Origin of the sequence: Brevundimonas sp. (assembly GCF_018608325.1) — a bacterium.
In the GTDB taxonomy this organism is placed as follows: domain Bacteria; phylum Pseudomonadota; class Alphaproteobacteria; order Caulobacterales; family Caulobacteraceae; genus Brevundimonas.
Map to the genome: position 1 here is coordinate 1750 of NZ_JABAZW010000008.1, position 6371 is coordinate 8120.

General features: G+C 66.3%; 8 protein-coding genes. 2 read left to right on the forward strand and 6 right to left on the reverse strand.

What is annotated here, in order from left to right; genetic code table 11:
* The 3 genes from QZ281_RS00730 to QZ281_RS00740 form a co-directional block, all read right to left on the reverse strand.
* Positions 1–497: FAD-dependent oxidoreductase (locus QZ281_RS00730; RefSeq protein WP_292223482.1), on the reverse strand; the 497-nt coding region annotated here is incomplete at its 3' end.
* 39 nt (positions 498–536) lie between these two features.
* On the reverse strand, positions 537–1928 hold the full coding sequence (gene ahcY / locus QZ281_RS00735; protein ID WP_292223485.1) for an adenosylhomocysteinase: 1392 nt from the start codon (positions 1926–1928) through the stop codon (positions 537–539).
* 109 nt (positions 1929–2037) lie between these two features.
* Positions 2038–2418, reverse strand: coding sequence for a hypothetical protein (locus tag QZ281_RS00740; protein ID WP_292223488.1), 381 nt, complete (start codon positions 2416–2418; stop codon positions 2038–2040).
* Between the two features lie 125 nt (positions 2419–2543).
* Here QZ281_RS00740 and QZ281_RS00745 point away from each other — a divergent pair, with 125 nt between their 5' ends.
* On the forward strand, positions 2544–3335 hold the full coding sequence (locus QZ281_RS00745) for an SDR family oxidoreductase (RefSeq protein WP_292223491.1): 792 nt from the start codon (positions 2544–2546) through the stop codon (positions 3333–3335).
* On the opposite strand, the gene QZ281_RS00750 is transcribed toward QZ281_RS00745, so the two are convergent.
* Positions 3322–4317, reverse strand: a complete 996-nt coding sequence (locus QZ281_RS00750; RefSeq protein WP_292223493.1) for a pepsin/retropepsin-like aspartic protease family protein — start codon at positions 4315–4317, stop codon at positions 3322–3324. The two genes, QZ281_RS00745 and QZ281_RS00750, sit on opposite strands and share 14 nt — an antisense overlap.
* 164 nt (positions 4318–4481) lie before the next feature.
* On the opposite strand from QZ281_RS00750, the gene QZ281_RS00755 reads away from it, so the two are divergent.
* Positions 4482–4838: a hypothetical protein gene (locus tag QZ281_RS00755; RefSeq protein WP_292223495.1), complete on the forward strand. Its 357-nt coding sequence runs from the start codon at positions 4482–4484 to the stop codon at positions 4836–4838.
* A gap of 3 nt (positions 4839–4841) precedes the next feature.
* Here QZ281_RS00755 and QZ281_RS00760 read toward each other — a convergent pair whose 3' ends face one another.
* A complete protein-coding gene (locus QZ281_RS00760) occupies positions 4842–5789 on the reverse strand; it encodes a 2-hydroxyacid dehydrogenase (protein ID WP_292223496.1) in 948 nt (315 codons plus the stop codon).
* A gap of 9 nt (positions 5790–5798) precedes the next feature.
* Positions 5799–6371: tyrosine-type recombinase/integrase (locus QZ281_RS00765; RefSeq protein ID WP_292223498.1), on the reverse strand; the 573-nt coding region annotated here is incomplete at its 5' end.

Sequence of the window (6371 nt, forward strand, 5' to 3'; positions counted from 1 at the left end):
GACTTGCCGCCCGTCGCCACGACCAGAGACGCCGCCGTGACCTGCGATCCGTCCGACAGATGGGCGGTGAAACCGTCGCTGTTGCGGGTCAGACGGTCTACGCCGGTCTTCATTTTCAGGATGGCGCCAGCCGCCGCCATGTCGTCTGTCAGCATACGGACGATCTGCTTTGCGCTGTCATCGCAGAACAGCTGACCCAGAGTCTTCTCGTGCCAGGCGATCCCGGCCTTATCGATGCGCTTGATGAAATCGTGCTGGGTGAAACGGCGCAGGGCCGAGGTGGCGAACCGGGGGTTTTCGCCCAGGAAGTTCGCCGGACCACAGCCCAGATTGGTGAAGTTGCAGCGGCCGCCGCCGGAGATGCGGATCTTCTCGCCCGGGCGGTCGGCATGATCGACGACCAGCACCCGGCGTCCGCGCCGTCCGGCTTCGATGGCGCACATCATGCCGGCGGCGCCAGCCCCGACGACGAGGACGTCGTAAGACGCCCTCGTCATTTTGGCCCCCTGCAAGCGGGGACCGGCCTCGGGGAGAGCTTAGTAACGGTAGTGATCCGCCTTGAACGGGCCTTCTTGCGGCACGTTGATGTAGTCGGCCTGATCCTTGGTCAGGACGGTCAGCTTGGCGCCCAGCTTGGCCAGGTGCAGGAAGGCGACCTTCTCGTCCAGGTGCTTGGGCAGGGTGTAGACCTTGTTGTCGTAGGCCTTGGCGTTGGTCCAAAGCTCGATCTGGGCCAGAGTCTGGTTGGTGAAGGACGCCGACATCACGAAGGAGGGGTGGCCCGTGGCGTTACCCAGGTTCACCAGACGACCTTCCGACAGCAGGATGATCTTCTTGCCGTCCGGGAATTCGATGTGGTGGACCTGCGGCTTGATCTCGTCCCACTTGAAGTTCTTCAGGCCTGCGACCTGAATTTCGCTGTCGAAGTGGCCGATGTTGCAGACGATGGCGTTGTTCTTCATCCGGCGCATGTGCTCGACCGTGATGACGTCCTTGTTGCCGGTCGTCGTGACATAGATGTCGGCGCGGTCGGCGGCGTCGTCCAGTGTCTGGACCTCATAGCCTTCCATCGCGGCCTGCAGGGCGCAGATCGGGTCGATTTCGGTGACGATCACGCGGGCGCCGCCCTGACGCAGCGAAGCCGCCGAGCCCTTGCCCACGTCGCCATAGCCGCAGACCACGGCGACCTTGCCCGACAGCATGACGTCGGTGCCGCGACGGATGGCGTCGACCAGGGATTCACGGCAGCCGTACAGGTTGTCGAACTTGGACTTGGTGACGCTGTCGTTGACGTTGATGGCGGGGAAGGGCAGCTCGCCCTTTTCGGCCATCTGGTACAGGCGGTGAACGCCGGTGGTCGTCTCTTCCGACACGCCGCCGATGGCGTCGCGGATGGCCGAATAGAAGCCGGGCTTCTCGGCGATGTAGCGCTTCATGACGGCGAAGAGGGCTTCTTCTTCCTCGTTCTGCGGGTTGGCCAGAACCGAGATGTCCTTCTCGGCCTTCGGACCGAGGACCGTCAGCAGGGTGGCGTCGCCGCCGTCGTCCAGGATCAGGTTCGGATAGCCGCCGTCAGCCCATTCGAAGATCTTGTGCGCATAGTCCCAGTATTCCTCCAGCGTCTCGCCCTTGGTGGCGAAGACCGGGGTGCCCGAGGCGGCGATGGCCGCAGCGGCGTGGTCCTGGGTCGAGAAGATGTTGCACGAGGCCCAGCGCACTTCGGCGCCCAGGGCTTCCAACGTCTGGATCAGCACCGCCGTCTGGATGGTCATGTGCAGCGAACCGGCGATGCGGGCGCCCTTCAGCGGCTGCGTCGCGCCGAACTCGTCACGCAGAGCCATCAGGCCCGGCATTTCGGTCTCGGCGATGGCGATTTCCTTATTGCCCCAGTCGGCCAGGGAAATGTCGCGGACGATGTAGTCGGTCATGATCAGGTTCCTGGCCGAATGGGGGCCGAATGAGGGATTTCACGCCTCCTTAGCCCGACTGGCCTTTTGGAGCAATAAACATATAAGGAAATCCTTATATGTGGGTCGATCAGGCCTTGATCGTCACGTATCCGCGCTCAACCATGCGCCGCAATGCGTCATAGACTTCGACCAATTCCTCGAAACTGGTGCGGGCCGAGGTCAGGCGCGCGGCCTGATCCGGGGTGACGGGCGAACCGGAATGGGCCAGACGCAGAGCCTCCGCCGCCCATTTGGCCCGCGCCGAGGCGGTCAGCACCGCCAGCTTCTGCATCGAGGCGGCGTCCAGACCGTTCAGGCTCTGGCCGATGACCTCCTTGTTGGCGACATAGGCGGCGTAGTCGATCTGCTCCAGCTGGCCGCGCAGGCGGCGTTGTTCCTGCGGATCGGTGTCCTGCGGTTCGAAATGATCGCTGTAGCGGCGTGTGCTTGAAGTCATCTTGGTCGACATGACGGCCCCTCCCGGCCTGTCGCGAAGGCCATGCAGGGCCAAGGGTGCGCTTTGTCGGTTAACGACGCGTTGCGGATCGCGTCCTAGCCCCGATATGGAATGGAACGCCCAGCAAGGAGATCGACATGGACCTGAAACTGACCGGAAAACGCGCCCTGATCTGCGGCGGATCGTCGGGACTGGGCCGGGCGGTGGCGGCGGCCCTGACGGCGGAAGGCGCGCATGTCGCCCTGCTGTCGCGCGATGCGGCCAAGCTTCAGGCCGTGGCGGACGAACTGAATGCGGCAGGCCCCGGCAAGGCGGTGGTGGTCACCGCCGATCTGTCCGACCACGAGGCCCTGCTGAAGGCGGCTGATCTGGCCGAGGAGCTGCTGGGCGGCCATATCGAGATTCTGCTGAACAATACGGGCGGTCCGCCGCCGTCGGGCGTGTCGAACCTGGACCCGTCGGTCTGGCGCGATCATTTTGAATCCATGGTGCTGTCGGTGTTCCGCCTGACGGACCGGGTCTTGCCGCGCATGAGGGCGGCGGGCTGGGGGCGCATCCTGAACGTGGCCTCGATCACGGTGGTGGAGCCGTCGGCTGCGCTGGGCGTGTCCAATACGCTGCGGGCCTCGGTCGCCGCCTGGGCCAAGACCCTGGCCAATGAGGTCGGACCTGACGGGGTGACGGTCAACACCCTGTTGCCGGGCCGTATCGACACGCCGCGCATCCAGAGCCTGGACAAGTCTGCCGCCGAGCGCACCGGCGTCACGCCTGCCGAAGCCCGTGCGGAATCGGTGAAGTCCATTCCTGTCGGCCGCATCGGCACGACGGAAGAGTTCGGCGCCACCGCCGCCTTCCTGGCCAGCCCCCTGGCCGCCTATGTCACCGGTTCGCTGATCCGTCTGGACGGCGGGGCGATCAAGGCGATCTAAGGTCCGCCTTCGGCGGGGGGCGACGCAGCAACCCGCCGAAGCTCACCCGGCTGCGGCCATAATCCAGGCTGATGCGGCTGAACCGGGTCAGGACGTCTGCGCCCAGCAACAGGGCAGGGCGTTCGATCAGGTCCATGATCCGAAAGGCGTGCAGGTCGGCAAACAGCAGGGGCGTGGCCCCCAGCGCCCGGCCCGCCACCTTCAGCGACCGCACGGTCCCCGTCTGGGCCGTCACCCCGCCGCCGACGATGCCGACCAGCCGCACCATGCGGGCCATGTCGTTGGTCTGGCTGATGTCGGCCGCCCGCATCAGGGCCAGATTGCCGATGGAGTATTGCGCGCCGCTGTCGATGAAGGCGGACACGTCAACGCCGTCCGCCTCGACGCGTGTCAGGATCAGCTGACCCGACTGTCCGCGATGGCCGGTGACCACCACATCCTGTTGGCGCAGGCTGTAGCTGGCCTGCGGATCACGCACGACCAGCCGGTCGGATGACCCCGGCGGCGACAGGGTCACGCGCCGCGCCCGCATGTCCAGCGTCAGTCGAAACCGCGACAGCAGGTCCAGACCCAGCAGGCCGTCGGCGCCCAGAAGGCTGCGGGGAAAGACGGGCAGGATCAGGTCTTCGAATCTCTGACGCCCGATCTCGATATGGCCGATGCGGACCGTGGGCGTCGTCTCCGCCGCAGTAACCCCATGCACAGTGACGGAAGGGCCGGGCGACAGGTTCAGGCTCTGCGCCAGTTCGACGGAAAGGGCGCTGGCCTCGGCGCCGGTGTCGATGAAGAACAGCCGGGGCTGGTCGTTCTCCAACTGCACCTCGACCCCCATCCGGGTCAGCATGTTCTCCAGCAGCCGCACCTCTTCCGAGGGCGCGACCTGATCCTGTGTGGCGACCAGAAGCGGCGCGACGGCCAACAGGCCCAGCGCATCGCGTCGGGATGCGGTCAGCGGCGTCGGGTCATGAACTGGCGGGCGCAAACGCCTGTCCTCCTCAAGCCCCAGCGGGCCACGACGAACTATAGACAGTCATCGATGACGGGAAAGCCGCGCCTGCCGCCGCCTTGAAGAAAAGAACGGATATTGAGCGGCTGGATAATCCTGAGTTGCGGCTGTAGTCTTCGACCAACCACAGGAGGCCGCCCATGCTGACCCTTCTCGCATTCGCCTTGTCCGGCCAGTTGGCTGTTTCGCCGCCGCCATCCCCGCCCATCGCCAGTCAATCGCCTATCGCTTCCGCTATGAAACGGATTCCTGAGGCCTGTGGTGATGGGATCGTTTCGGTCGATTTCCAGCCGCCAGCATCGGCGGGGTCTGGGCCATCGACCCTGCGCTTCGATGGCGCACAGACTTCGGATGGGCAGGTCCGAAAATACATGCTTCTGGATCGTCGCGATCAAAACAACTGCCCGTTGCCGATCAGCTACGCTGTGCCGGATCAGCCGCGCGCCTTGGGTCGGGTGATCGGTGAGCGTGCGTCGGAGACGCCATTTAGCCGCTAGGTCTCAATCGGGAACCGGCGAAACGGGCGGCTTGCCTGCGAAGACGGCCTGTAGATTGGCCATCATCCGTTCGGCCATGGCGGTGCGGGTCTCGACCGTGGCCGAGGCGACATGGGGCGCCAGAACGCAACGATCACTGTCGATCAGGGCCTGCGGCACATGGGGTTCGTCATCGAAGACATCCAGCCCCGCGCCGCCCAGATGACCAGACGTCAGGGCCTCTACCAGCGCCGCTTGATCCACCACCTCGCCGCGCGCGACATTGATCAGGACGCCGGTGGGGCCAAGCGCATCCAGAACCTCGGCCGAAACCAGACCACGCGTTGAGGCGCCGCCCGGCACGATGACGATCAGCACATCGACCGAGGCGGCCAGATCGACCAGCCGGGGCTCATGCCGCCAGGGCGCGCCCGCGACGGGGGTTCGGGTGTGATAGGCGATCTTGCCGGCGAAGGGAGCCAGACGGCTGGCGATGGCCTGACCGATCCGGCCCAGACCCAACAGGCCGTACCGCAGGCCGCTGGCGCTGCGCGACAGGGGAGGCGGGCCTTCGGACGCCCAGCGGCCGTCGCGGACATAGGCGTCCATCGCGGGCAGGCGGCGCAGGGTCGCCAGCGTCAGCAGCAGGGCCATGTCCGCCACATCGTCGTTCAGCACATCCGGCGTATGGGTGACGACAATCCCCCGCGACCGGGCATGGGACAGATCGACCAGATCATAACCGACCGCATGAACCGAGATGATCTTCAGGTTCGGCAGGGCGTCGATCAGCCGGGCGTCGACAGGCGACGATCCGGCGGCGGCGATGGCGGTGATGCGTTCGGCGGCGTCCGGCGCAGGCACTCCGTCCGGGCCGGGGCGATGCAGGGTCCAGCCCAGCGACGGCGCACGGCGCACCAGCAAATCGTCGGCGAGGTCGGGCAGGCCGACGGCGAGAATGTCCTGGCTCATGACGCCAGTTTAGGCGCGAGGGTGGGCCGCCGCATAGGCGTTCAACAGCCGCTCGGCGTCGACGCCGGTGTATTTCTGGGTCGTCGACAGGCTGGCGTGGCCCAGAAGCTCCTGAATTGAGCGCAGGTCGGCGCCCGCGCCCAGCAAATGGGTCGCGAAACTGTGGCGCAGGGCGTGCGGCGTGGTGCGTTCCGGCAGGCCCAGCCGTCCGCGCAGCCGCTGGACGCTGGCCTGAACATGACGGGGACTGAGCGGCCCGCCGCGTCGAGCGCGGAACAGGGCGCCGGTCGGCTCAAGCACAAAGGGCTGCAGCGCCAGATAGGCGTCGACCGCCTCACGCACGGCGGGCAGGACCGGCAGGATCCGGGTCTTTGACCCTTTGCCGATGATGCGGATCGTCTCGCCCAGCGGGGCGTCGGCGCGGGTCAGGCTCAGGGCCTCTGAGATCCGCAGGCCGCAGCCGTAGAGCAGGGTCAGAACGGCCCGATCACGCGCGGCCTCCCACGGATCGGCGTCGGGATCGGCGTCCGGTTCGGCCAGCAGGCCGCGCGCCTGATCCTCGGTCACCGGACGGGGCAGGGA

Bases quoted from the DNA above. Each gene is read 5' to 3' on its own strand.
- ahcY (WP_292223485.1), bottom strand. From the start codon at position 1,928: ATGACCGACTACATCGTCCGCGACATTTCCCTGGCCGACTGGGGCAAT.
- QZ281_RS00740 (WP_292223488.1), bottom strand. From the start codon at position 2,418: ATGTCGACCAAGATGACTTCAAGCACACGCCGCTACAGCGATCATTTC.
- QZ281_RS00745 (WP_292223491.1), top strand. From the start codon at position 2,544: ATGGACCTGAAACTGACCGGAAAACGCGCCCTGATCTGCGGCGGATCG.
- QZ281_RS00755 (WP_292223495.1), top strand. From the start codon at position 4,482: ATGCTGACCCTTCTCGCATTCGCCTTGTCCGGCCAGTTGGCTGTTTCG.
- QZ281_RS00760 (WP_292223496.1), bottom strand. From the start codon at position 5,789: ATGAGCCAGGACATTCTCGCCGTCGGCCTGCCCGACCTCGCCGACGAT.